Genomic DNA, 24965 nt, shown 5'->3' on the forward strand with positions numbered 1-24965 from the left:
TCGAGGTGGAAGCATGGTGACATGTGGAGCTGACGAATACTAATAGATCGAGGACTTAACCATATAATATGTAGCAAATGTTATCTAGTTTTGAAGGAATATGCCTTCATAGTTTGGTGATGATGGCAGAGAGGTCACACCCGTTCCCATACCGAACACGGAAGTTAAGCTCTCTAGCGCCGATGGTAGTTGGGACCTTGTCCCTGTGAGAGTAGGACGTCGCCAAGCAACTAAACACGAGTCAAATGACTCGTGTTTTTTCGTGTTTTCTTTTATAATCCATAGTAATTAAAAAAATGTCCTTAAATAATTACTATTTTGATTAAATGCAGGGGAATGTGGCTAGGATAGTGAATAAGCAAAAGAGTTGCAAATTTTATTAATACGTATATAATTAAAGTCAAAGATAGTCAAAGTCAATAAAGGTGGCGGATAAATGAGAAATATATCTGATATCATTGAGCAATATCTAAAGCAAGTTATTGACTTAAGTAATAATAATGTGATTGAAATCAAAAGAAATGAGATTGCGGATCGATTCGAGTGCGTACCATCTCAAATCAATTATGTAATCAATACCCGTTTTACATTAGAAAGAGGATTTGTAGTAGAAAGTAAACGTGGTGGAGGAGGTTACATTCGCATTATAAAAGTCAAACTGCATGATGATATAGACATTATTGATCAAATGCTTCATATGATTGATCATAGCGTTGCACAAGGGAATGCAGAGAGTATGATTATACGTTTATTAGAAGAGGGAATCATAACAGGCCGTGAAGCAAAACTAATGTTAAGTGTACTAGATCGTTCTGTATTATCAATGGATATTCCTTCTCGAGATGAACTTAGGGCTCGAATATTATGCGCAATGTTAAGAACACTGAAATATAAATAAATACAGCTTTTGTAAAAGAATGATAATTAAGATAGGGCAGTTAAATATTGTAGAAGTTTTGAAAAAGAGCATGTACTTTTATCTAAATGGATTAAGGAAAGAGGACAATCTAGTAATGTATGAAAAGTATCATGAGGTAGATCGTTCCTGTTGTAAAGGTGGGGATATTGATGACTTGTCAAAACTGTAATATAAGACCAGCAACTTTACATTATACAAAAGTAATCAACGAGAAGAAGGCGGAAGTTCATCTTTGTGAGCAATGTGCAGAGCAAAGTGGCTATACGTCTTTCTTTCAATCATCACAGTCTAACTTTTCATTTCATGATGTATTTGCTGGTTTATTACACGGTGAATCAACAATGTTTGGAGAAGGAAAAAACGGGTTTTCAAATACAAATACAATAAGATGTCCAGGTTGTAAGATGACATACGAACATTTTACAAAGGTGGGACGCCTTGGTTGTGCTTCTTGTTACGATACATTTAAAGGACACTTAAACCCATTGTTAAAACGACTTCATGGTGGACATACAGAACATTGTGGAAAAATTCCGGAACGAATGGAAGGAAATATCCACTTAAAGAAAGAATTAGATGAACTAAAACTTATTCTGAAACAATATGTACAGAATGAGGAGTTTGAGAAAGCTGCTGAGGTAAGAGATGAAATTCGAGGGCTTGAAACTCAGCTTAGTGAGCATAGAGAGGGGGAGTAGTTCTATGTCACTGGACAAAATTATGAATGAAGCGATTAGTCCATGGATGAAGGGGGATGGCCCTGATTCTGATATTGTTTTAAGTAGTCGAATTCGTTTGGCTCGTAATTTTAAGCAATATCAATTTTCTACTATGCAAAACGAAGAGGAAGCTCAAAAGGTTCAAGAATTATTTAAAAAGAAATTTATAAATAAAGCGGTAGAGCCCTTTGGGAAGTTTGGACTATTAAAAATGAATGAATTAACGCCTCTTCAAAGGAGAGTTTTAGTCGAAAAGCATTTAATTAGTCCAAATCTAGCAGGGACTGAATATGGAGCATGTCTGTTATCAGAAAGCGAACACATTAGTGTGATGCTTAATGAGGAAGACCACATTAGGATTCAGTGCCTATTTCCAGGACTACAGTTATCAAAGGCGCTTCAAAGCGCCAATCAAATAGATAATTGGATTGAGAAAGAGGTTGAATATGCTTTTGATGAATCACTTGGATATATTACGAGTTGTCCTACTAACGTTGGTACAGGATTAAGAGCTTCTGTAATGATTCATTTACCAGGGCTGGTTTTAACAAAAAGAATTAGCCGTATTATACAAGTAATTCAAAAATTAGGTTTAGTAGTAAGAGGAATATACGGTGAAGGTAGCGAAGCGTTAGGTAATATATTTCAAGTATCAAATCAAATGACGCTAGGGAAATCCGAAGAAGATATTATTGCAGATTTAAAGAGTGTCATGCAGCAAATTATACAACAAGAAAAATTGGCCAGAGAATTAATTGTACAAAATTCGAGTATTGAGCTTGAAGATAAGGTTTATCGTTCTTACGGTATACTAGCAAATAGTCGTTTAATTCAATCTGCAGAAGCGGCAACTTGCTTATCGGATGTACGACTTGGTATTGATCTAGGATATATAAAAGGTATATCGAGAAATATTTTGACTGAGCTAATGGTTCTTACGCAACCAGGTATTTTACAACAATACGCAGGAGGACCTTTAGGACCAGAAGAAAGAGATTATCGAAGAGCAACCTTAATCCGTGAGCGATTACGTATTGAAAAAAACTAAGCGCAAGTAGGAGGCGATTTCTATGATGTTTGGAAGATTTACAGAAAGAGCACAGAAAGTATTAGCTTTATCTCAAGAGGAAGCAATTCGCATTGGGCATAATAATATTGGAACAGAACATATTTTACTTGGGCTTGTACGCGAAGGTGAAGGAATTGCAGCAAAAGCGTTAATTGCTCTTGGATTGAGCCCGGAGAAAGTGCAAAAAGAGGTAGAAGCGTTAATTGGACGTGGAACAGAAGCTTCTCAAACTGTACATTATACACCTCGTGCTAAAAAAGTTATTGAATTGTCTATGGATGAAGCGCGTAAGCTAGGACATTCTTACGTTGGAACAGAACATATTTTACTTGGCTTAATCCGTGAAGGTGAAGGTGTAGCGGCACGTGTTTTAAATAATTTAGGCGTCAGCCTTAACAAAGCAAGACAACAAGTGTTACAACTTCTTGGAAGTAACGAAGCAAGTTCAGGTCACCAAGGTGGTTCATCGACAAATGCAAATACACCGACACTAGACAGTTTAGCGCGCGACTTAACAGTTGTTGCACGTGAGAATCGTTTGGATCCTGTTATTGGACGTAGTAAAGAAATTCAACGTGTAATTGAAGTGTTAAGCCGTAGAACAAAAAACAATCCAGTGTTAATTGGAGAGCCTGGTGTAGGTAAAACAGCAATTGCTGAAGGGTTAGCACAGCAAATCGTAAATAATGAAGTTCCTGAAACGTTAAGAGATAAGCGTGTTATGACACTAGATATGGGAACAGTGGTAGCTGGGACGAAATATCGTGGTGAGTTTGAAGATCGTTTAAAGAAAGTAATGGATGAAATACGTCAAGCAGGGAATATTATTCTATTTATTGATGAACTTCATACATTAATCGGTGCAGGTGGAGCAGAAGGTGCAATCGATGCATCAAATATTTTAAAACCATCTTTAGCACGCGGAGAATTACAATGTATTGGTGCGACAACTTTAGATGAGTATCGTAAATATATTGAAAAGGATGCAGCTTTAGAGAGACGTTTCCAGCCAATTCATGTTGATGAGCCGAGTCTAGAAGAATCAACTCAAATCTTGAAAGGTTTACGCGATCGTTATGAGGCCCATCACCGTGTGTCTATTACAGATGATGCAATTGATGCAGCTGTGAAACTTTCCGATCGTTATATTACGGATCGTTTCTTACCAGATAAAGCAATTGATTTAATTGATGAAGCTGCTTCAAAGGTTCGCTTACGTTCTTATACAACACCACCAAACTTAAAAGAGCTTGAAGTGAATCTTGAGGAAATTCGAAAAGAAAAAGATGCGGCTGTACAAAGTCAAGAGTTTGAAAAGGCTGCTTCCTTACGTGATATGGAACAACGCTTACGTGAGAAATTGGAAGATACAAAGCGTCAGTGGAAAGAACAACAAGGAAAAGAAAATTCAGAGGTTACGGTAGAAGATATTGCAAATGTCGTTTCTACATGGACACGTATCCCTGTTTCTAAACTTGCACAAACAGAGACTGATAAATTATTAAACTTAGAATCCATTCTTCATGATCGTGTCATCGGCCAGGATGAAGCGGTAGTGGCTGTAGCGAAAGCTGTTCGTCGTGCAAGAGCAGGACTGAAAGATCCGAAACGTCCAATTGGTTCATTTATTTTCTTAGGACCAACAGGTGTAGGTAAAACAGAATTAGCAAGAGCATTGGCAGAATCTATGTTCGGTGATGAGGATGCAATGATTCGCATTGATATGTCTGAGTATATGGAGAAACATTCAACTTCTCGCTTAGTTGGTTCTCCTCCAGGATATGTTGGGTATGAAGAAGGCGGACAATTAACAGAGAAGGTTCGTCGTAAGCCGTATTCAGTTGTCCTATTAGATGAAGTAGAGAAGGCGCATCCTGATGTATTTAATATTTTACTACAGGTATTGGAAGATGGTCGTTTAACTGATTCTAAAGGACGTACAGTTGACTTCCGTAATACGATTGTTATTATGACGTCTAACGTTGGTGCTGAGGCGTTAAAACGTAACAAACATCTTGGATTTAACGTACAAGATGAAAGCCGTGATTATTCGGATATGAAAGGTAAAGTAATGGATGAGCTGAAAAAGGCATTTCGTCCAGAATTCTTAAACCGTATTGATGAAATTATCGTATTCCATATGCTTGAGAAAAAACATATTCAAGAAATTGTGACTCTTATGGTAAATCAGTTAGTGAATCGCTTAAAAGAACAAGAAATTGAATTGCAATTAACAGAAGGGGCGATTGCAGCTATTGCTGATAAAGGGTTTGATCGTGAATATGGTGCTCGTCCACTACGTAGAGCAATTCAGAAGCATGTAGAAGATAGACTATCGGAAGAACTTTTAAAAGGTGCTATTGAGAAAGGACAAAAAGTTATCTTTGATGTAGAAGGGGAAACATTTGTCATTCATAGTGCTGAAAAGGTAAAATAAGTATAGACAAACTAAGAGGGCTACGAGATAGCCCTCTTTCTTGTACGAGAAGGTCAAATGTTTATAGATGAAAGCGAAGTGAAATATAAAAAGATATGGCTAAAAAGAAAACAAAATTCACATGTCAAGAGTGTGGTTATCAATCACCAAAATATATGGGTAAATGTCCAGGGTGTGGTCAATGGAATTCGCTTGTTGAAGAGATGGAACCCGTTGTATCATCCAGACGCCTAAATTATGCAAATGCAATTCAAACAGAAGTAACAAAACCAAGACGTCTTACAGAAGTAGAAACAAAGTCTGAGGCACGTATTGAAACAAAATTTCAGGAGTTTAACCGTGTACTAGGTGGCGGAATTGTAGATGGATCTTTAGTACTTATTGGTGGGGACCCTGGGATTGGAAAATCAACGTTATTATTACAGATTTCCTCGCAATTAGCAGATGCTTCATATGATGTATTGTATATATCAGGTGAGGAGTCAGCAAAGCAGATTAAACTTCGTGCAGATCGTTTACATGTAAATGGTAGTAATCTATTTGTTGTATCAGAGACAGATTTACAGCGTATTGCAGCACATATTGAAGAGATGAATCCTGCTTTTGTTGTTATTGATTCTATTCAAACGATACATTTACCTGAGGTGACATCAGCTCCTGGTAGCGTGGCGCAAGTACGTGAATGTACAGCAGAATTAATGAAACTTGCAAAAACAAAGGGAATCCCAATTTTCATCGTAGGACATGTGACAAAAGAAGGTGCAATTGCGGGGCCGCGTATGTTAGAACATATGGTCGATGCAGTTCTTTACTTTGAAGGAGATCGACACCATACATATCGTATTTTACGAGCTGTAAAGAATCGTTTTGGTTCTACGAATGAAATGGGTATCTTTGAAATGAAAGAACTTGGCCTTGCAGAAGTCTTAAATCCTTCTGAAATTTTCCTTGAGGAAAGACCAGTTGGAGTTGCAGGTTCAACAGTAGTTGCCTCAATGGAAGGAACAAGACCAGTTTTAGTAGAAATACAGGCATTAATTTCCCCTACTAGTTTTGGAAATCCTCGAAGAATGGCGACAGGAATTGATCATAATCGTGTCTCGCTTATTATGGCGGTACTAGAGAAAAGAACAGGTTTACTATTACAAAATCAAGATGCGTATTTAAAAGTAGCTGGTGGTTTGAAATTAGATGAACCGGCAATTGATTTAGCTGTTGCCTTAAGTATAGCTTCAAGTTTTAGAGATAAATCTACGGCACCAACTGATGCGGTAATAGGAGAAGTTGGATTAACTGGAGAAATAAGAAGAGTATCAAGAATCGAACAACGTGTACAAGAAGCAGCTAAATTAGGATTTCAACGTGCTATCATTCCTAGAAAAAATTTAGGGGGGTGGACAATTCCAGAGGGGATTGAGGTTGTAGGTGTTTCTAATTTAGGAGAAGCGCTTCGTTTGACATTAGGAGGCTAGGCTATGGAAGAAAATAAGCAACGTGTCAAAAGTATAATTAATATTTTACAGCTCGTGGCCCCGGGAACACCACTGCGCGAAGGGATAGATAATGTACTTCGTGCACAAACAGGGGGACTAATTGTTCTTGGGTATAATGAGCAGATTAAAAGCATTGTTGATGGTGGTTTTCATATTAATTGCGCATTCTCTCCTGCTAGTTTATATGAATTAGCAAAAATGGATGGAGCACTTATTTTAAATGAAACTGGAAGTAAAATTTTAATTGCAAACGCACAGTTAGTTCCGGATTCATCTATTGATTCTATTGAAACAGGTATGCGTCACCGAACAGCAGAGCGTGTAGCAAAGCAGACGGGCAGCCTTGTTGTGGCCATTTCACAAAGACGTAATGTAATTACGCTATATCAAGGGAACTTACGTTATACACTAAAAGATATAGGTGTCATTTTAACGAAGGCAAATCAAGCAATTCAAACGCTAGAAAAATATAAGGCTGTATGGAATGACGGCATTACGAATTTGGGTATTCTAGAATTTGAAGAGGTCGTTACAATGTCCGAGGTGGTTCACGTTTTACATAGTGTTGAAATGGTGCTGCGTATAAAAAATGAAATATTGAGCTATATTCATGAGCTAGGAACAGAAGGTAGGTTAATTCGTTTACAGCTTACAGAATTACTAGCTGATTTAGAGGCAGAGGCAGCATTGTTAATTAAAGATTATCACCAGGAGAAAACACAAGACCATCATCAAATCTTGAAAAAGTTACAAGATCTTGCAAATACACAACTTTTAGAGGATAGTGATTTAGTTAAATTACTTGGGTATCCAGGACAAACAAGTTTAGAAGAAAGTGTGACACCTAGAGGGTACCGAATCACAAGCAAGATTTCTCGTGTTCCGCCACTTATTATCGAGAATTTAATTAATCGATTTAAAACATTGCAAGGTGTTTGCCGAGCAACTATTAATGAATTGGATGATGTGGAAGGAATTGGAGAAGTGAGAGCGAAGAAAATACGAGAAGGTCTAAAAAGAATTCAAGAGCATCTCTATATGAGTAGACACAATTAAGAATATTACATTGATTCTATAATATAACGACACTAGAACATTTTTGGTATATGATATGATATATTGGTAAATAAAACTATTTACAAAAAAACACGTCCGCTTTTGCATTCGGCGTTTTGATTAGCGAAACAATGGTTAATAATGAGTAGGAGGTGGTTGGATGTTAAAACGGATTGTACAGCTCTTCTTTTTAGTGATCGGGGGAGCGTTAGGGATTTACTTAATCCCAAAAATTATTAATGTATTAGATATCGGTGCGGTTCCTTTGTTGGAAGGATCGTATGTTCGTGCAATTATTGGTGCAATTATTTTATTTTTAACAACATTTTGGCTTGTAGATTATATTGTTCAACTTATTAAGCATATTGAAGAGGCTCTTGTAAAGGCGCCTGTAGCAGATGTTTTATTTGGTACATTAGGATTAATCTCTGGTCTTATTGTTGCATATTTAATTTTGATACCAATTCGTGAATTTACAATTCCAGTTATTAGTACGGTGTTGCAAGTGTTCTTCACCCTTTTACTTGGATATTTAGGATTCCAAGTAGGGTTTAAAAAGAGGAATGAATTGCTAGGATTATTTACATTACCCCAACGCGGAGGTAAGAAGAAAAACAATAGTGAGAATGAAGAGGTAGAGGTCGAAGCAGAAAAATCTACGACTCATTGGAAAATTCTTGATACGAGTGTAATTATTGACGGACGTATTGCAGATATTTGCCAAACAAAGTTTTTAGAAGGAACAATTGTCATTCCGCAATTCGTATTAGAAGAGCTTCAGCATATTGCCGATTCTTCAGATGCTTTAAAGCGTAATCGTGGCCGCAGAGGGCTAGACATTTTAAATCGTATTCAAAAGGAGATGCCAATTCCGGTAGAAATTTATGAAGGCGATTTCGATGATATCCAAGAAGTAGATAGCAAGCTTGTAAAGTTGGCAAAAATCACTGGTGGAACTGTAGTAACAAACGATTTCAATTTAAACAAAGTTTCTGAATTACAAGGGGTTACGGTGTTAAACATTAATGATTTAGCTAATGCGATTAAACCAGTCGTACTCCCTGGTGAAGAATTAAGTGTTTATGTTGTGAAAGATGGTAAAGAACAAAATCAAGGTGTTGCATACTTAGATGATGGTACGATGATTGTAGTAGAAGATGGTAGAGAGTATGTGGGTTCACAACTTGATGTACTTGTTACTAGCGTATTACAAACATCGGCTGGTCGTATGATTTTCGCAAAACGTAAATTGCTAGAAAAAGCATTATAAGTAGAGGATTATTAATATGTATACATTAATTATTCCGGCAGCGGGCCAAGGGAAACGAATGGGTGCTGGTAAAAATAAGTTATTTTTACTTATAGATGAAGTACCAATTATTGTGCACACATTGCGTGCTTTTGAAAAAGATAAAGCGTGCAAAAGTATTATTATGGCAATTAACGAAGAAGAACGCCCGTATTTTGAAGAGTTGATGCAGAAGTACCAGATTGAAAAGCACGTACAATTTATTCAGGGTGGAGCCGAAAGACAAGATAGCGTATATAACGCACTTCAGTATGCGAGTGGTGTCGAATATGTTCTTGTTCATGACGGGGCGCGCCCGTTCGTAACGAATAAAGTGATTCGCGATGTATTAACTGCAGCAGAAAAATATGGAGCTTCCATTTGTGCAGTGCCAGTAAAAGATACTGTTAAGAAAGTAGAGCAGGGTGTTGTTGTAGAAACGGTAGAGCGGTCTCAACTTAACGCTGTACAAACACCACAAGGATTCTCTGTTTCTCTTTTGCTAGAAGCTCATAGAAGCGCAAAGCAAAGTTGTTTTCTTGGCACAGATGATGCAAGTCTCGTAGAACGCGTTGGGAAGCAAGTTGGTGTAGTGGAGGGGAGTTACTATAATATTAAAGTGACGACTCCGGAAGATCTACTAATTGCTGAAAGTTTCCTTCGTGTTCAGAAGAAATAACGTTGATGATGTGTTAATAAAGAAAAGCTCGGCAACAGCCGGGCTTTTCTTTATAAGGATAGCGATATAATATAGAGTCATAAAGCTCAGTAGTTTAGCTTAAGGAGGAAGTAAGGATGTTTCGAATTGGACAAGGTTTTGATGTACATGAATTTGCGGAAGGGCGTCCGTTGATTATCGGTGGAATTACAATTCCACACGAGAAAGGATTAATTGGTCATTCAGATGCAGATGTATTGTTACATACGATTGCTGATGCATGTTTAGGTGCGATTGCAGCAGGAGATATCGGAAAGCATTTTCCTGATACAGACCCAGCTTTTAAAGATGCAGATTCAGCTGTATTGTTACAAAAAGTTTGGGAATTTGTGCGTGAACAAGGTTACGAGTTAGGAAATTTAGATTGTACAATTATTGCTCAAAAACCAAAAATGGCACCACATATTGAGAGCATGCGTAAGCGCATTAGTGAACTGTTAGAAACGTCTATCAATAACATTAATGTAAAGGCAACAACAACAGAAAAATTAGGATTTACAGGTAGAGAAGAAGGGATTGCTTCTCAAGCGGTTGTTTTATTACAGAAAAAATAATGGTTTTTAATTCGTAAGATGGATAATCACATTTTTTTGGTGTACAATTATAGAATGTGTTGACATTAAGAATGGAAGGTGTACCAATTATGGAAAAGCAAGTGAGAGTGCGCTACGCGCCAAGTCCAACAGGACACTTACATATCGGAAATGCGCGTACGGCATTATTTAATTATTTATTTGCTCGTCATTTAGATGGCAAATTTATTATTCGTATTGAAGATACTGATGTAAAACGTAACGTGGCTGGTGGAGAAGAAAGCCAATTAAAATACTTGAAATGGCTCGGTATGGACTGGGATGAAGGTGTTGATGTTTGTGGTGAATTTGGACCATATCGCCAAACAGAGCGTTTAGATATTTATAAAAAATTATATGAAGATTTATTAGAGCGTGGTCTAGCTTATAAATGTTATATGACAGAAGAAGAGCTAGAAGCAGAGCGTGAAGGACAAATCGCTCGCGGTGAAACACCTCGTTACGCAGGTAACCACCGTGAATTAACTGAAGAACAAGTGAAAGAATTTGAAGCTGAGGGACGTATTCCAAGTATTCGTTTCCGTGTACCAGCTGATCGTGACTACACATTCAAAGATATTGTAAAAGATGAAGTTGCGTTCCATTCAAATGATTTCGGTGATTTTGTTATTGTGAAAAAAGATGGAATTCCAACTTATAACTTTGCAGTAGCAGTAGATGATCATCTAATGGAAATTACACATGTACTTCGTGGTGATGATCATATTTCAAATACACCGAAACAAATGATGATTTATGAAGCTTTCGGCTGGGATATTCCACAATTCGGTCATATGACTCTAATTGTTAATGAAAGTCGTAAAAAGTTAAGTAAGCGTGATGAATCTATTATTCAATTTATTGAGCAATATAAAGAGCTTGGGTATCTTCCAGAAGCAATCTTTAACTTTATTGCACTACTAGGTTGGTCTCCGGTAGGAGAAGAAGAAATCTTCTCTAAAGATGAGTTTATCAAAATGTTCGATGCAGCTCGTTTATCAAAATCACCTGCATTATTTGATTCTCAAAAACTAAAATGGATGAACAACCAGTATATGAAAAAGCAAGATTTAGATACGGTTGTAGAGTTAAGCTTACCGCATTTAGTGAAAGCTGGACGTGTGGGAGAAACTTTAAGCGAACAAGACCAAGCTTGGATTCGTGATGTAATTGCTTTATACCATGAACAAATGAGTTTTGGAGCTGAAATTGTAGAGCTTTCTGAAATGTTCTTTAAAGATCATGTTGATTATGAAGAAGAAGGACAAGAAGTATTAAATGGTGAACAAGTACCTGAAGTACTTCGTGCATTTGCTGGTCAAATAGAAGCTCTAGAAGCAATGGAGCCAGCAGCAATTAAGGCAGCGATTAAAGCAGTTCAAAAGGAAACGGGACATAAAGGTAAAAATTTATTTATGCCAATCCGTGTTGCAACTACAGGACAAACGCATGGTCCAGAGCTTCCGAATGCTATTGCACTTCTTGGAAAAGAAAAAGTTTTAAATCGTCTTCAAAAAGTAATTGGTTAACATTTTCTAGGTTTAGAAATATAATAAGTATACCTAAAACCTAATAAGGAAAAGCGACGAGAAGGAGAAGTAGAAAATCAGGCTTTTTACAGAGAGAACCACCTTTAGGCTGGGAGTGGTTTATAAGCGGATTTTTGAAATGCCCCTTCGAGTCTTCTGCTGAACAGCGAATTGCTTCGTGGGATGTCTTAGGCCGCAAAGTAAGCAGAAGCGGTGTACACCGTTATCATGGATGAGTTTGAGGCTTTTTTAAGCCTAAACAGAGTGGAACCGCGCTTAAAAGGCGTCTCTGTCAATATGACAGAGACGCCTTTTTTTTATACCGTGTAAATAGGTATGAATATAGAATTTATCTCCTTATATAAAGAATTAGGGGAGAAGTGATGAGTTAGGGGAGTTAGTTCGTTCGACAAAAAAGCAGCCCATAAAGGGGAGGGAACACCGATGTTTAAGAGGCTTCGGGAAGATATTGAAGTCGTTTTTGAACAGGATCCAGCGGCAAGAGGTTATTTCGAAGTCATTTTAACTTACTCTGGATTACATGCAGTTTGGGCCCATCGAATTGCACATGCTTTTTATAAAAGAAATTTTTTCTTTCTTGCACGTTTTGTTTCACAAGTGAGCCGCTTTTTTACTGGCATTGAGATCCATCCAGGAGCAACTATTGGTCGACGCTTTTTTATAGATCATGGAATGGGAGTTGTAATTGGAGAAACTTGTGAAATTGGTGATAATGTAACGATTTATCAAGGGGTTACATTAGGTGGTACAGGAAAAGAAAAAGGGAAGAGGCACCCAACAATTCAGGATAATGTATTAATTGCGACGGGTGCTAAAGTTCTTGGGTCTATTACTGTGGGAGAGAATTCTAAAATCGGAGCAGGGTCTGTCGTATTAAAAGAAGTTCCTGCACATTCTACAGTTGTAGGTATACCTGGCCGTGTCGTTATTCAAAATGGAGTAAAGATTGGTCAAGAATTAAATCACTCTGACCTTCCAGATCCGATTTTTGATAAATTAAAGGCTATGGAAGTAGAACTTGATAAATTGAAGAAACAATTGGAATTAAAGGTAGAAAGGAAGGATAAAAATGACTATTCACATTTATAATACGTTAACACGTCAAAAAGAAGAGTTTGTTCCATTAGAAGAAAATAAGGTAAAGATGTATGTATGCGGACCTACAGTTTATAACTACATTCATATTGGGAATGCAAGACCTCCTATGGTATTCGATACAGTGCGTCGTTATTTAGAATACAAAGGATACGATGTGCAATATGTATCTAACTTTACGGACGTAGATGATAAATTAATTAAAGCGGCAAATGAATTAGGTGAAGATGTACCAACGATTGCTGATCGTTTTGTTGAAGCGTACTTTGAAGATGTAACAGCACTAGGTTGCAAACACGCAACAGTTCATCCTCGTGTAACAGAAAATATGGATATCATTATTGAATTTATTCAAGAACTTGTGAATAAAGGGTATGCATATGAATCAGAGGGTGATGTGTACTTTAAGACGAAGGAATTCGAAGGTTACGGTAAATTATCACATCAACCAATCGCAGATTTACGTCACGGTGCTCGTATTGAGGTAGGGGAAAAGAAACAAGACCCTCTTGATTTTGCTTTATGGAAAGCTGCGAAAGAAGGAGAAATCTTCTGGGAAAGCCCTTGGGGGCAAGGACGTCCAGGATGGCATATTGAATGCTCAGCAATGGCGCGTAAGTACTTAGGGGATACAATTGACATTCATGCTGGTGGGCAAGACTTGGCGTTCCCGCATCATGAAAATGAAATTGCGCAGTCAGAGGCATTGACTGGAAAAACGTTTGCACGTTACTGGATGCATAATGGATATATTAATATTAACAATGAGAAGATGTCTAAATCGCTGGGTAACTTTATTTTAGTTCACGATATTATTAAGCAATACGACCCGCAGTTAATTAGATTCTTTATGTTATCAGTACACTATCGTCACCCGATTAACTTTAGTGAAGAGTTATTACAAAGTACGAATAATGGACTGGAAAGAATTAAAACAGCTTATGGAAACTTAAAGCATCGTATGGAGAGTAGTACGGATTTAACGGACCATAATGAGAAATGGTTAGCTGAAATAGAGAAATTCCAGACTGCATTTGAAGAGGCAATGAATGATGACTTTAACACTGCAAATGCAATTACCGAATTATACAACGTAGCAAATCATGCAAATCAATATTTACTTGAAGAACATACATCTAAAGTTGTGATTGAAGCATACGTAAAACAACTGGAAACGTTATTTGATATTTTAGGATTAGAATTATCAAAAGAAGAATTACTGGATGAAGAAATTGAAGAGCTTATCCAAAAGCGCATTGAAGCTCGTAAAAATCGCGATTTCGCATTGTCTGATCAAATTCGTGACGATTTAAAAGAACGTAATATTATTTTAGAAGATACCGCTCAAGGTACAAGATGGAAAAGAGGATAAGGATGATTGATGCAAAGCAATTAAACAGCTTGGCGTTAGCGTATATGGGTGATGCGGTATATGAACAATATATCCGCTATCACCTCCTTCAAAAAGGAAAAGTTCGCCCTAATCAATTACATCGCTTAGGGACGAGCTTTGTTTCAGCAAAAGCACAGGCGAAAGTTGTTTATCATTTATTAGAGACGGCATTTTTGACAGAGGAAGAAGAGGCGGTATTAAGAAGAGGGCGTAATGCAAATTCAGGTACAGTTCCGAAAAATACGGATGTACAAACATATCGACATAGTACAGCCTTTGAAGCACTAATTGGTTATCATCATTTATTAAATAATCGTGAAAGATTAGACGAAATTGTATATAAGGCAATTGCAGTTTTAGAAGAAAAGGAAGGGGGCGCATCATCATGACTAGTGAATATATTATCGGACGTAACCCTGTAATTGAAGCGTTAAGATCAGGGAGAGATATTAATAAAATTTGGATCGCAGAAGGTGCTGCCAAAGGACAAGTACAAATTGTACTAGCGTTAGCGAAAGAAAATAAGATTATTTTACAACATGCACCAAAGAAAAAGTTAGATCAATTAGTTGAGGGTAATCATCAAGGTGTAATTGCTCAAGTAGCTGCATATCAGTATGCAGAGTTAGAAGATTTATTCAAAGTGGCAGAAAAACGTAATGAAGATCCGTTCTTCTTGATTTTAGATGAGATTGAAGATCCGCATAACCTAGGTTCTATTATGCGTACTGCTGATGCAACAGGAGCTCATGGAATTATTATTCCGAAGAGAAGAGCTGTGGGACTTACCGCATCAGTTGCGAAAGCATCAACAGGAGCGATTGAATACATTCCTGTTGCGCGCGTAACAAACTTATCTCGTACAATTGATGAATTAAAAGAGCGTGGACTTTGGATTGCTGGTACAGATGCCAAAGGGAAAACGGATTACCGTAATTTAGATGGTACAATGCCGATTGGATTAGTAATTGGTAGTGAAGGAAAAGGTATGAGTCGTATTATTGGTGAAAAGTGTGATTTCTTAATCACTCTACCGATGGTTGGTAAAGTTACATCCTTAAATGCTTCAGTAGCCGCAAGTTTGTTAATGTATGAGGTATATCGTAAACGTCACGAAATTGGTAAATAAAAAATGAACGATATTTTAATCGTTGACGGCTACAACATTATCGGAGCTTGGGGAGATTTGAAGAAACTGCGGGATGTAGATTTACAATCATCAAGAGATGCGCTTATTGATAAGATGGCGGATTATCAAGGTTATACAGGCACAAAAGTGATGATAGTCTTTGATGCCTATACAGTCCATGGTATTGAAAAAAAGATGAAACAATCTCGTGTAGAAGTAATATTCACACGAAAGAATCAAACTGCAGACGAAAAGATAGAGCAACTTGCGATAGAGCTTAGAAATATAAATACACAAATATATGTTGCGACTTCTGATTATACAGAACAATGGGTTATATTTGCGCAAGGTGCCCTTCGAAAATCTGCGCGTGAATTAGAGTTGGAAGTACAAGCGATGGAACAACAAGTAAGAAGGCGTACAAAAGACGCGAAAGAACAGCAGCCCGCCATGCGAAAGATATTTAGTAAGGATATTACAGAAAAATTAGAAAAATTAAGAAGAGGAGAGCGTTGAAGCATTGACGCTCTTTATCTTTTTACTGTATAATATTGCTAAATAAATAGCGGTCGGAGGGATCAAGGTGGAAGCAGGCTTCGTAAGTATAGGCGACGTTACATTTCGTGATTTAGAGGATGAGGCAATCGTTGAGTTAGTTCGAAAAGGTAATACTGACGCTCTAGAATATTTAATTCACAAGTATAAGAACTTTGTTCGTGCGAAATCAAGATCTTACTTTTTAGTGGGTGCCGATCGAGAAGACATTGTTCAAGAAGGTATGATAGGGTTGTTTAAAGCAATTCGTGATTATAAAGAGGACAAGCTGTCTTCATTCAAAGCATTTGCTGAACTATGTATCACTCGACAAATTATTACCGCTATTAAAACGGCAACAAGACAAAAACATATTCCTTTAAATTCGTATGTGTCTTTAGATAAGCCGATTTACGATGAGGAATCTGATCGAACGTTATTGGATGTTATTTCTGAAGCGAAGGTGACTGATCCTGAAGAGATGATCATTAGCCAGGAAGAATATACAGACATAGAATCAAAAATATCTGAATTATTAAGCGATTTAGAAAGAAAAGTGCTTTCTTTATATTTAGATGGTCGTTCTTATCAAGAGATTTCAGAACAGTTAAACAGGCATGTGAAATCTATTGATAACGCTTTACAAAGAGTAAAGAGGAAATTGGAACGATATATGGAAATGAGAGAAAGTACAACTTTAAATTCATAATAAGTAACAAGTGCTGCAGGTGTAAAATAAATCACCTGTTTTCTTTTGTAGAGAGTACAAAATGCATGTCATTGACATTGTCTTTTATTGTATGATACATTTTTAGGGACATAATGTTACAAGGTTGGTGTAACTAATGAGGAAAAAAGTTGTACTCTCATGTGAAGAGTGTAAAAATCGAAACTACTCTACTATGAAAGATACGAGCTCAATAGAGCGACTTGAAATAAAAAAGTTTTGTAAAACATGCAATCAGCATACAGTTCACAAGGAAACAAAATAAATAATTGAAATAATACACTGGAGGTCCCGCAGATGCGTTTAACGAACTTTTTCGGCGATGTAGGTCGCGAAATGAAAAAAGTAAGTTGGCCTAAAAAAGATGAATTACTCCGCTCAACAGCGACTGTTGTTGCTACAGTTGTGTTCTTTGCGATTTTCTTCGCAGTAGTTGATATGGGCATTTCTTCTTTAATTCGGTTAATTCTTGGTTAATTCTTGAATAAGAAGCACTTATCCATGATATAATGTTATTTATAAGAACTGTGTAAAAGCCCGGTGAACGGGTTTTTTCATTTGCGCAAAAAAATGTACGTCAGGGAGGGAAGGACGCTCGTCCTAAATGAATGGAAAAAAGTTGGTATGTTGTCCATACTTATTCTGGATATGAAAATAAAGTAAAAGCAAACCTAGAGAAACGTGTAGAATCAATGGGTATGCAAGATAAAATTTTCCGTGTTGTTGTCCCGGAAGAAGTAGAAGTAGAAATGAAAAACGGAAAAGAAAAATTAATGAAAAGAAAAGTGTTCCCAGGTTATGTATTAGTAGAATTAATCATGACTGATGACTCTTGGTATGTTGTACGTAACACGCCGGGTGTAACTGGGTTCGTTGGTTCTTCTGGTTCTGGATCTAAACCATCACCTCTATTAGAAGAGGAAGTTGTTACCATTATGAAACATATGGGAATGGACAACGAAGTGGTTGATTTCGACTTTGAACTTCATGAGACAGTACGTGTAAATGAGGGGCCATTCGCAGATTATACAGGTGCTATTGAAGAAATTGATGTGGAGAAGAAAAAGGTTAGCGTGCTTGTGGACATGTTTGGTCGCGAGACTCCAGTTGAACTTGACTTCCATCAAATTGAAAAATTATAAAATGAAACTTGAAATGAATTGTAAAAAGTGATAATATCTTTTAAGTCAGTACGTCTTCGTTATCGGAGACGTTTTTTGAAAGATTTTATCCTTACAGATAAAATATGACGTGGGAGGGCAAATCACTGTCCAATTGACCACATCACGGACTTAAGGAGGTGTGTCTCGTGGCTAAAAAGGTAATTAAAATGGTAAAGCTTCAAATTCCTGCAGGTAAAGCTAACCCAGCTCCACCAGTTGGTCCAGCATTAGGACAAGCAGGTGTTAACATCATGGGCTTCTGTAAAGAGTTTAACGCTCGTACAGCAGATCAAGCTGGTCTTATCATCCCTGTTGAAATTACGGTATTTGAGGACCGTTCATTCACTTTCATTACTAAAACTCCTCCTGCTGCTGTTCTTCTTAAGAAAGTAGCTGGTATTGAGTCTGGTTCTGGTGAACCAAACCGTAATAAAGTGGCAACTGTTAAGCGTGATAAAGTACGCGAAATCGCTGAAACTAAAATGCCTGACCTAAACGCTGCTAGCGTAGAAGCTGCAATGCGTATGGTTGAAGGTACTGCACGCAGTATGGGCATCGTTATCGAAGACTAATTCGATTTGTTTTTAAAAAAGGTTGCGGGTCTGGAATTCCAATTCGCAACCTTTATTATCGTAAATGATTATCGTTTTTAAATAAATGGATGGCGCTCATCCTCAGGTTATACCTGAAAACAGGCGTAAACGTGGGAGGTTATTCCGCTAAAACCACATTCGAGGAGGAAATAAAAATGGCTAAAAGAGGTAAAAAGTACGTAGAAGCTGCAAAGCTTGTTGATCGTGCAGCTGCTTACTCTGCAACAGAAGCAGTAGAATTAGTAAAGAAAACAAACACAGCTAAATTTGATGCAACTGTAGAAGCTGCATTCCGTTTAGGTGTTGACCCTAAGAAAGCTGACCAACAAATCCGTGGTGCAGTTGTTCTTCCACACGGTACTGGTAAAGTACAACGTGTATTAGTATTTGCTAAAGGTGAAAAAGCTAAAGAAGCTGAAGCTGCTGGAGCTGACTTCGTAGGCGATACTGATTACATCGGTAAAATCCAACAAGGTTGGTTCGATTTCGATGTAGTAGTAGCAACTCCTGACATGATGGGTGAAGTTGGTAAACTTGGTCGCGTATTAGGACCTAAAGGTTTAATGCCAAACCCTAAAACTGGAACAGTTACTTTCGATGTAACTAAAGCTGTTAACGAAATCAAAGCTGGTAAAGTTGAATACCGCGTTGATAAAGCTGGTAACATCCACGTTCCAATCGGTAAAGTATCTTTCGAAGATGCTAAATTAGTAGAAAACTTCAAAACAATTGCTGACACTTTACAAAAAGTTAAGCCAGCTGCTGCAAAAGGTACTTACATGAAGAACGTAACAGTTGCTTCTACAATGGGACCTGGCGTACGTGTAGACGTTTCTACATTAGCGTAAATTTTGGAAGTTGACTTCATAAAGAAGTTTTAATATAATCATTTATGTTGTGAATTTAATTAGTGTACCGTAGACAGTAGGTGTCAATAGACTTAATTTCCTACCTAGGTGTTAATATACGAAGCGGAATCTTTTTTCTGTGACTATATGCCTCCATGTCTACAAGTTGGGCATGGAGGTTTTTAGTGCACTTTCGGTACATCTTCTATATAATCTACAGGAGGTGTAATAACATGAGCAAAGTAATCGAAACTAAACAACAAGTTGTAACTGAAATCGCGGACAAACTTCGCGCTAGTAAATCTACAATCGTTGTTGACTACCGTGGTTTAACAGTTTCTGAAGCAACAGAATTACGTAAGCAATTACGTGAAGCTGGCGTTGAGTTCAAAGTTTACAAAAACTCTCTAACTCGTCGTGCTGCAGAATCTGCTGAAATGGCTGAGTTAAATGAATTCTTAACAGGACCAAACGCAATCGCGTTCAGTAACGAGGATGTAGTTGCTCCTGCGAAAGTATTAAACGACTTCGCTAAAGATCATGAAGCTTTAGAAATTAAAGCGGGCGTAATCGAAGGTAAACTTGTAACACTTGATGAGGTTAAAGCAATCGCTACTCTTCCATCACGTGAAGGCTTACTTTCTATGCTTCTTAGCGTTCTTCAAGCTCCAATCCGTAACCTTGCACTTGCTACTAAAGCAGTTGCAGACCAAAAGGAAGAGCAAGGCGCTTAATTTTTTAAAAGATAATTACGTATTATCGATAAAACAATACAAACCTATTTAAGGGAGGATATTTACAATGACTAAAGAACAAATCATTGAAGCAGTTAAATCTATGACTGTATTAGAACTTAACGACTTAGTAAAAGCTATCGAGGAAGAATTCGGCGTAACTGCTGCTGCTCCTGTAGCTGTTGCTGGTGGCGCTGGAGAAGCTGCTGCTGAGAAAACTGAATTTGATGTGGAACTAACTAGCGCTGGTGCACAAAAAATCAAAGTTATCAAAGTTGTTCGTGAAATCACTGGTCTTGGCTTAAAAGAAGCTAAAGAATTAGTTGACAACACTCCAAAAGTAATCAAAGAAGCTGCTGCTAAAGAAGAAGCTGAAGAAATCAAAGCTAAACTTGAAGAAGTTGGCGCTGCTGTAGAAGTTAAGTAATTAACTTTTGATGCTTTAAAAAAAGCTCGCTCTCATGCGAGCTTTTTTTTTAACTGTAAAGAAAAGAGGTGGCCATATGGCAGACCATTATTTTTCTAACGACCCTTCTAGTAAAAGTGATCGTAAGCGATGGGAGTTTGCCCTTCGTGGATCTCGATTCACTTTCTTATCTGACCATGGGGTGTTCTCGAAAAACGAAGTGGACTTTGGTTCCCGTCTTTTAATTGAAGCGTTTCAAATGCCAGATATTAAAGGTGATATATTAGACGTAGGTTGCGGATACGGTCCTATTGGTTTGTCGTTAGCGAAAGAGTTTCAAGGTCGTGAAGTTCACATGGTGGATGTGAACGAGAGGGCACTTGGGCTTGCGAAAGAAAACGCCGCTAATAACAAAATCGAGAATATACGTATTTTTCAAAGTAGCGTCTATGAAAATGTAGATGGTAAGTATGCTGCTATTCTATCTAACCCTCCAATTCGTGCGGGTAAAGATATCGTACATGAGATTTTAGAAAAAGCTGTGGAGTATTTAGTTCCAGATGGAGAGCTTTGGATTGTTATTCAAAAGAAACAAGGTGCACCGTCTGCGCTAAAAAAACTAGAAGAAGTATTTTCTGAAGTTGAGGTTGTAGAAAAGAAAAAAGGATATTATATCATAAAATCAAAAAAACGTTGACGGTTATTTTTGGCTATGTTAACATTATACAATGCCAATATATGATTTTCTGCGTTGAGAAAGATGTATATTTTTGTTTCTCTTGGAAAAGATAGTAAAATCAGCAGATTATGAAACAGAATGATGGTTTTCTTATAGAAGCCATTTTTCTTTTTTGAGCAGGTAGAAAGACTCAACGTATTTATCTTTAAGAGAAAGAGACTACGCTAATAGCAGTAGTTGTATTTATTTGTGATTTTGCACAAATTTTTTTGTGCATTTATAATACTCATGATTTGAGGGGTGAAGCAGTTGACAGGTCAACTAGTTCAATACGGACGCCACCGCCAACGAAGAAGTTATGCCCGTATTAGTGAAGTATTAGAGTTACCAAATCTTATCGAAATTCAAACCTCTTCTTATCAGTGGTTTCTTGATGAGGGTTTGCGAGAAATGTTCCAAGACATTTCTCCGATTGAAGACTTTACGGGAAATCTATCGCTTGAATTTATCGACTACAGCTTAGGTGAACCTAAATACTCTGTAGACGAATGCAAAGAGCGTGATGTGACGTATGCAGCACCACTTCGTGTAAAAGTGCGTCTAATCAACAAGGAAACTGGTGAAGTAAAAGAACAAGATGTGTTCATGGGAGATTTCCCACTCATGACAGAGACTGGAACATTCGTAATTAACGGTGCAGAACGTGTTATCGTTTCCCAGTTAGTTCGCTCTCCAAGCGTATACTATAGTGGCAAAGTGGATAAAAACGGAAAACGTGGTTTTACTGCTACTGTAATTCCAAACCGCGGAGCTTGGTTAGAGTATGAGACAGATGCTAAGGATGTTGTATATGTGCGTATTGACCGTACGCGTAAACTTCCTGTAACTGTTTTGTTACGCGCATTAGGGTTTGGCTCTGATCAAGAAATCACCGAGCTTTTAGGTGATAACGAATACTTAAGCAACACATTAGAAAAAGACAACACAGATAGCACAGAAAAAGCATTGCTTGAAATTTATGAGCGTCTACGTCCTGGTGAACCACCAACAGTAGAAAATGCTAAGAGCTTACTTGTGTCTCGTTTCTTCGATCCAAAGCGCTACGATTTAGCAAATGTAGGTCGCTATAAGATCAACAAGAAGTTACACATTAAAAACAGATTGTTTAATCAACGTTTAGCTGAAACATTAGTGGATCCAGAAACTGGTGAAATTTTAGCGGCAGAAGGAACAATCTTAGATCGTCGTACACTTGATCGCATTTTACCTTACTTAGAGAAAAACATTGGATTCAAAACAGCGAAACCAATGGGTGGAGTGGTAGAAGGCGATGTTGAGCTGCAATCTATTAAGATTTATGCTCCTGAGTCGGAAGGCGAACGCGTAATTAATGTAATTGGTAATGCAAACATTACTCGTGATGTGAAACACATCACACCAGGTGATATCCTTGCTTCTATCAGTTACTTCTTCAACCTACTATACAAAGTAGGGGATACAGATGATATTGACCATTTAGGAAACCGTCGTCTGCGTTCTGTTGGAGAACTATTACAAAATCAATTCCGTATCGGTCTTTCTCGTATGGAACGTGTTGTTCGTGAGAGAATGTCGATCCAAGATACAAATGCGATTACACCACAGGCACTAATTAATATTCGTCCTGTTATTGCATCTATTAAAGAGTTCTTCGGAAGTTCTCAGTTATCTCAGTTTATGGACCAAACAAACCCATTAGCAGAGTTAACTCACAAACGAAGACTATCTGCATTAGGACCTGGTGGTTTAACGCGTGAGCGCGCAGGCTTTGAAGTGCGTGACGTTCATTACTCTCACTACGGTCGTATGTGTCCGATTGAAACACCAGAGGGACCAAACATCGGTTTGATTAACTCATTATCTTCGTTCGCGAAAGTAAATGAGTTTGGTTTCATTGAAACACCATACCGTCGTGTTGACCCAGAAACTGGTCTTGTAACAGGGCATGTTGATTACTTAACAGCAGATGAAGAAGATAATTATGTTGTAGCCCAAGCGAATATGAAATTATCTGACGAAGGTGAATTCCTAAGTGAAGATATCGTAGCTCGTTTCCGTGGTGAAAACATTGTCACAAATAGAGAACGCATCGACTACATGGATGTATCTCCAAAACAAGTAGTGTCGGCAGCGACAGCTTGTATTCCGTTCTTAGAAAACGATGACTCTAACCGCGCACTTATGGGAGCGAACATGCAACGTCAGGCGGTTCCGTTAATGAATCCGGAATCTCCGATTGTAGGTACAGGTATGGAGTACGTATCAGCAAAAGACTCAGGTGCTGCAGTAATCTGTAAACATCCTGGTGTTGTTGAGCGCGTAGAAGCACGTGAAGTTTGGGTACGTCGCTATGTAGAAGTTGACGGTCAAACAGTAAAAGGCGACTTAGATCGCTACAAAATGCAAAAATTCATTCGTTCTAACCAAGGAACTTGTTACAACCAACGTCCAATCGTAAGTGTTGGAAATGAAGTTGTAAAAGGTGAAATCCTTGCGGATGGTCCTTCTATGGAATTAGGTGAACTAGCACTTGGACGTAACGTGCTTGTTGGCTTCATGACTTGGGACGGTTATAACTACGAGGATGCGATCATCATGAGTGAGCGCCTTGTAAAAGATGATGTGTACACTTCTATTCATATTGAAGAATATGAATCAGAAGCTCGTGATACGAAGCTTGGACCAGAAGAAATTACACGTGACATTCCAAACGTTGGGGAAGATGCATTACGTAACCTTGACGAGCGCGGTATCATTCGCGTTGGTGCTGAAGTAAAAGATGGAGATTTACTTGTTGGTAAAGTAACACCTAAAGGTGTAACAGAATTAACAGCTGAAGAACGTCTATTACATGCTATCTTTGGAGAAAAAGCGCGTGAAGTACGTGATACATCACTACGTGTACCACACGGTGGTGGCGGTATTATCTTAGACGTAAAAGTATTCAACCGTGAAGATGGCGATGAATTGCCACCAGGCGTGAATCAACTTGTACGTGCATATATCGTTCAAAAACGTAAAATTTCTGAAGGTGACAAGATGGCCGGACGTCACGGTAACAAAGGTGTTATTTCTCGTATTTTACCAGAAGAAGATATGCCTTACTTACCAGACGGTACGCCAATCGATATCATGTTAAACCCATTAGGGGTACCATCTCGTATGAATATCGGTCAGGTATTAGAGCTTCATCTTGGTATGGCAGCAAGATACCTTGGCATTCACATTGCAACACCAGTATTCGATGGTGCTCGTGAGGAAGATGTTTGGGGCACAATTGAAGAAGCTGGTATGGCAAATGACGCGAAAACAATCCTGTATGACGGACGTACTGGTGAACCATTCGATAACCGCGTATCTGTTGGTGTCATGTATATGATCAAACTTGCGCACATGGTTGACGATAAACTTCATGCTCGTTCTACTGGACCATACTCACTTGTAACGCAGCAACCTCTTGGAGGTAAAGCTCAGTTCGGTGGACAGCGTTTCGGTGAGATGGAGGTTTGGGCACTTGAAGCTTACGGTGCTGCTTATACTCTTCAAGAAATCTTAACAGTGAAGTCTGATGATGTTGTTGGACGTGTTAAGACTTATGAAGCAATTGTTAAAGGCGAAAATGTTCCAGAACCAGGCGTTCCTGAATCATTCAAAGTATTGATTAAAGAGCTGCAAAGTTTAGGTATGGACGTTAAAATGATGTCTAGCGACGATACAGAAATTGAAATGCGTGATACAGAAGATGACGATGATCATCAATCAGCAGATAAATTGAATGTCGAAGTTGAGACAACTAAGGAATAA

General features: G+C 38.0%; 25 protein-coding genes, 1 rRNA gene and 2 other annotated features. All 26 genes read left to right on the forward strand.

Annotated elements, in window-relative coordinates; all coding sequences use genetic code 11:
• The first annotated feature begins 112 nt into the window (after window positions 1–112).
• Window positions 113–228 (forward strand): 5S ribosomal RNA (rrf, locus tag ES895_RS26500).
• Between the two features lie 208 nt (window positions 229–436).
• Complete coding sequence (gene ctsR, locus ES895_RS26505) at window positions 437–898, forward strand: transcriptional regulator CtsR (protein WP_001244565.1); 462 nt, start codon at window positions 437–439, stop codon at window positions 896–898.
• Between the two features lie 170 nt (window positions 899–1068).
• A complete protein-coding gene (mcsA, locus tag ES895_RS26510; RefSeq protein ID WP_000128398.1) occupies window positions 1069–1617 on the forward strand; it encodes a protein-arginine kinase activator protein McsA in 549 nt (182 codons plus the stop codon).
• Window positions 1618–1621: 4 nt separating this feature from the next.
• On the forward strand, window positions 1622–2686 hold the full coding sequence (gene mcsB, locus ES895_RS26515; protein WP_000050842.1) for a protein-arginine kinase McsB: 1065 nt from the start codon (window positions 1622–1624) through the stop codon (window positions 2684–2686).
• A gap of 22 nt (window positions 2687–2708) precedes the next feature.
• The gene (clpC, locus tag ES895_RS26520) at window positions 2709–5144 is read left to right on the forward strand and encodes an ATP-dependent protease ATP-binding subunit ClpC (RefSeq protein ID WP_000971187.1); all 2436 of its coding nucleotides are present in this window, start codon (window positions 2709–2711) and stop codon (window positions 5142–5144) included.
• A gap of 95 nt (window positions 5145–5239) precedes the next feature.
• Window positions 5240–6616: a DNA repair protein RadA gene (gene radA, locus ES895_RS26525; RefSeq protein WP_001085202.1), complete on the forward strand. Its 1377-nt coding sequence runs from the start codon at window positions 5240–5242 to the stop codon at window positions 6614–6616.
• Between the two features lie 3 nt (window positions 6617–6619).
• A complete protein-coding gene (disA, locus tag ES895_RS26530) occupies window positions 6620–7693 on the forward strand; it encodes a DNA integrity scanning diadenylate cyclase DisA (RefSeq protein WP_000392158.1) in 1074 nt (357 codons plus the stop codon).
• 160 nt (window positions 7694–7853) lie between these two features.
• A complete protein-coding gene (locus tag ES895_RS26535; RefSeq protein ID WP_000919677.1) occupies window positions 7854–8963 on the forward strand; it encodes a PIN/TRAM domain-containing protein in 1110 nt (369 codons plus the stop codon).
• A gap of 16 nt (window positions 8964–8979) precedes the next feature.
• The gene (gene ispD, locus ES895_RS26540; RefSeq protein WP_000288284.1) at window positions 8980–9660 is read left to right on the forward strand and encodes a 2-C-methyl-D-erythritol 4-phosphate cytidylyltransferase; all 681 of its coding nucleotides are present in this window, start codon (window positions 8980–8982) and stop codon (window positions 9658–9660) included.
• 116 nt (window positions 9661–9776) lie between these two features.
• Complete coding sequence (gene ispF, locus ES895_RS26545) at window positions 9777–10253, forward strand: 2-C-methyl-D-erythritol 2,4-cyclodiphosphate synthase (protein WP_000488388.1); 477 nt, start codon at window positions 9777–9779, stop codon at window positions 10251–10253.
• A gap of 89 nt (window positions 10254–10342) precedes the next feature.
• The gene (gene gltX / locus ES895_RS26550; protein ID WP_135238769.1) at window positions 10343–11800 is read left to right on the forward strand and encodes a glutamate--tRNA ligase; all 1458 of its coding nucleotides are present in this window, start codon (window positions 10343–10345) and stop codon (window positions 11798–11800) included.
• Between the two features lie 47 nt (window positions 11801–11847).
• Window positions 11848–12094, forward strand: a binding site (T-box leader).
• A 150-nt stretch (window positions 12095–12244) separates the two neighbouring features.
• Window positions 12245–12910: a serine O-acetyltransferase gene (gene cysE / locus ES895_RS26555; protein WP_000476497.1), complete on the forward strand. Its 666-nt coding sequence runs from the start codon at window positions 12245–12247 to the stop codon at window positions 12908–12910.
• Complete coding sequence (gene cysS, locus ES895_RS26560; RefSeq protein ID WP_000152276.1) at window positions 12891–14288, forward strand: cysteine--tRNA ligase; 1398 nt, start codon at window positions 12891–12893, stop codon at window positions 14286–14288. The genes cysE and cysS overlap by 20 nt, the downstream gene beginning before the upstream one ends.
• Window positions 14289–14290: 2 nt before the next feature.
• Window positions 14291–14698, forward strand: coding sequence for a Mini-ribonuclease 3 (locus tag ES895_RS26565; RefSeq protein WP_135238770.1), 408 nt, complete (start codon window positions 14291–14293; stop codon window positions 14696–14698).
• Window positions 14695–15438: a 23S rRNA (guanosine(2251)-2'-O)-methyltransferase RlmB gene (gene rlmB / locus ES895_RS26570; RefSeq protein WP_000200237.1), complete on the forward strand. Its 744-nt coding sequence runs from the start codon at window positions 14695–14697 to the stop codon at window positions 15436–15438. The genes ES895_RS26565 and rlmB overlap by 4 nt, the downstream gene beginning before the upstream one ends.
• Before the next feature lie 3 nt (window positions 15439–15441).
• A complete protein-coding gene (locus ES895_RS26575) occupies window positions 15442–15954 on the forward strand; it encodes an NYN domain-containing protein (RefSeq protein ID WP_000997880.1) in 513 nt (170 codons plus the stop codon).
• A 67-nt stretch (window positions 15955–16021) separates the two neighbouring features.
• A complete protein-coding gene (locus ES895_RS26580) occupies window positions 16022–16681 on the forward strand; it encodes an RNA polymerase factor sigma-70 (RefSeq protein WP_000387193.1) in 660 nt (219 codons plus the stop codon).
• Window positions 16682–16817: 136 nt separating this feature from the next.
• Entirely contained in the window at window positions 16818–16964 is a 147-nt protein-coding gene (gene rpmG / locus ES895_RS26585; protein ID WP_014481927.1) for a 50S ribosomal protein L33, read from the forward strand.
• Window positions 16965–16996: 32 nt separating this feature from the next.
• Entirely contained in the window at window positions 16997–17176 is a 180-nt protein-coding gene (gene secE, locus ES895_RS26590) for a preprotein translocase subunit SecE (RefSeq protein WP_001241323.1), read from the forward strand.
• A 131-nt stretch (window positions 17177–17307) separates the two neighbouring features.
• Entirely contained in the window at window positions 17308–17841 is a 534-nt protein-coding gene (gene nusG, locus ES895_RS26595; protein ID WP_000415794.1) for a transcription termination/antitermination protein NusG, read from the forward strand.
• A 167-nt stretch (window positions 17842–18008) separates the two neighbouring features.
• Window positions 18009–18434 carry a 50S ribosomal protein L11 gene (gene rplK, locus ES895_RS26600; protein WP_001085872.1) on the forward strand — a complete coding sequence of 142 codons (426 nt, stop codon included), beginning with the start codon at window positions 18009–18011 and terminating at the stop codon, window positions 18432–18434.
• A gap of 176 nt (window positions 18435–18610) precedes the next feature.
• Window positions 18611–19303 carry a 50S ribosomal protein L1 gene (rplA, locus tag ES895_RS26605; protein WP_001987630.1) on the forward strand — a complete coding sequence of 231 codons (693 nt, stop codon included), beginning with the start codon at window positions 18611–18613 and terminating at the stop codon, window positions 19301–19303.
• A 49-nt stretch (window positions 19304–19352) separates the two neighbouring features.
• Window positions 19353–19497, forward strand: a sequence feature (ribosomal protein L10 leader region).
• A 39-nt stretch (window positions 19498–19536) separates the two neighbouring features.
• Window positions 19537–20037: a 50S ribosomal protein L10 gene (gene rplJ, locus ES895_RS26610; protein WP_000048716.1), complete on the forward strand. Its 501-nt coding sequence runs from the start codon at window positions 19537–19539 to the stop codon at window positions 20035–20037.
• A 67-nt stretch (window positions 20038–20104) separates the two neighbouring features.
• Window positions 20105–20464 carry a 50S ribosomal protein L7/L12 gene (rplL, locus tag ES895_RS26615; protein ID WP_000159736.1) on the forward strand — a complete coding sequence of 120 codons (360 nt, stop codon included), beginning with the start codon at window positions 20105–20107 and terminating at the stop codon, window positions 20462–20464.
• A 76-nt stretch (window positions 20465–20540) separates the two neighbouring features.
• Window positions 20541–21140: a class I SAM-dependent methyltransferase gene (locus ES895_RS26620; RefSeq protein WP_000763262.1), complete on the forward strand. Its 600-nt coding sequence runs from the start codon at window positions 20541–20543 to the stop codon at window positions 21138–21140.
• A gap of 291 nt (window positions 21141–21431) precedes the next feature.
• Window positions 21432–24965, forward strand: coding sequence for a DNA-directed RNA polymerase subunit beta (gene rpoB / locus ES895_RS26625; RefSeq protein WP_000147553.1), 3534 nt, complete (start codon window positions 21432–21434; stop codon window positions 24963–24965).

The organism is Bacillus sp. 007/AIA-02/001 (genome assembly GCF_004634455.1).
Classification (GTDB): Bacteria; Bacillota; Bacilli; order Bacillales; family Bacillaceae_G; genus Bacillus_A; species Bacillus_A cereus.